The 1,244-nt window shown below is 68.3% G+C and carries 1 protein-coding gene; it reads right to left on the bottom strand.

Annotation, left to right across the window (positions count from 1 at the left end):
• A partial coding sequence (locus HUA78_RS47985; protein ID WP_174479124.1) for a condensation domain-containing protein occupies positions 1-1,244 on the bottom strand: 1,244 nt, incomplete at both ends.

The raw sequence follows: 1,244 nt of genomic DNA, 5'->3' as shown, positions 1-1,244 counted from the left end.
TGAACGGAGCGCGAGAGTCCTGGAGCATCCAGGAGAGGCGGTCCGAGGGGTAATCAGGGTCGAGAGGAACGTACGCGCCGCCCGCGTGGAGGATGGCGAGCATGGCGGCGACCATGTCGGCGGAGCGCTGGACGAAGAGACCGACGGGGGCGTCCGGGCGGAGGCCGAGGGACTGGAGTCGGTGGGAGAGACGAAGGACGCGCTGGAGGAGGAGGCGGTAGGAGAGCGAGACGTCACCGAAGGACAGCGCGGTGGCATCGGGGGTGAGCGCGGCCTGTGCCTCGAACTGGAGGTGAAGGCACGAGGAGTCGAACTGGCGCGAGGACGCGTTGAAGGAGCGAAGGACCTGCTCGCGCTCCTCTCCCGTCACCAGGGAGAGCGCCCCCAGGCGCGAGTCGGGACTGGAGACGAGGGCCTGGAGCGCGATGCTCCAGTGGCGCAGGAGGCGCTCGGGGGTAGAGGGTTCGAAGCGAGCGGCGTCGAAGAGCAGGCGCAGCTCCAGGGAGTCCCCGGGGATGACGTACGCCTCCAGTGGGGTATCGGCCTGTTCACGTGCGCTGAAGTCGCGAATCCCCAGCTCGGCGCTTGCCGAATTGACGGCGGCGTCGACGGGGAAGTTCTCGACGATGAAGAGGGACTCGAAGAGGGGCGTGCCACGCGGCACGTCGCTCCACCGCTGGAGGTGGGTCAGCGGCGTGTGCTCGAACTGGCGCAGCTCGAGCTGCTGGGTGTGGAGCTGCTGGAGCCAGGAGAGCGCGGTGGCGTCTTCGTCGACGAAGATGCGGACGGGCAGTGTGTTGATGAAGAGGCCGACGGCGTGTTCGAGGCCGGCGACATCGGCGGAGCGACCCGACGTCGTGGCGCCGAAGAGGATGTCCTGCTCACCGGTGTGACGTGAGAGCACCAGCGTCCAAGCGGCCTGGACCAGTGCATTGAGGGTGAGGTGGTGCTGGCGGACGAAGGCCTGGAGGTCCGCGGTGAGTCGCGCGGGCAGCCAGGCGTTCAGGTGCTGACGCCGGAGCACCGAGTCCGGGCTTCGGGGAAGTGCACCGGGCAAGGGCGTGGGCGCGGTGAAGCCCCGCAGTGTCTTGCGCCAGTAGAGCTCCGCGGGCTCCAAGGACTGGCGCTGAAGCCAGGCGATGTAGTCGCGGAAGGAGGTCGACTCACTCTCCGCCGGGAGTCGGCCAGAGCGGACCTGCTCGTAGGTGGTGAAGAGTTCCTGGAAGAGGAGCCCGAGGCTCCAT

Source organism: Myxococcus sp. CA033, assembly GCF_013336625.1.
Lineage (GTDB): Bacteria > Myxococcota > Myxococcia > Myxococcales > Myxococcaceae > Myxococcus > Myxococcus llanfairpwllgwyngyllgogerychwyrndrobwllllantysiliogogogochensis.
Note: the sequence above shows the minus strand (reverse complement) of the source record. Positions and strands in the feature narration are given on the sequence as shown.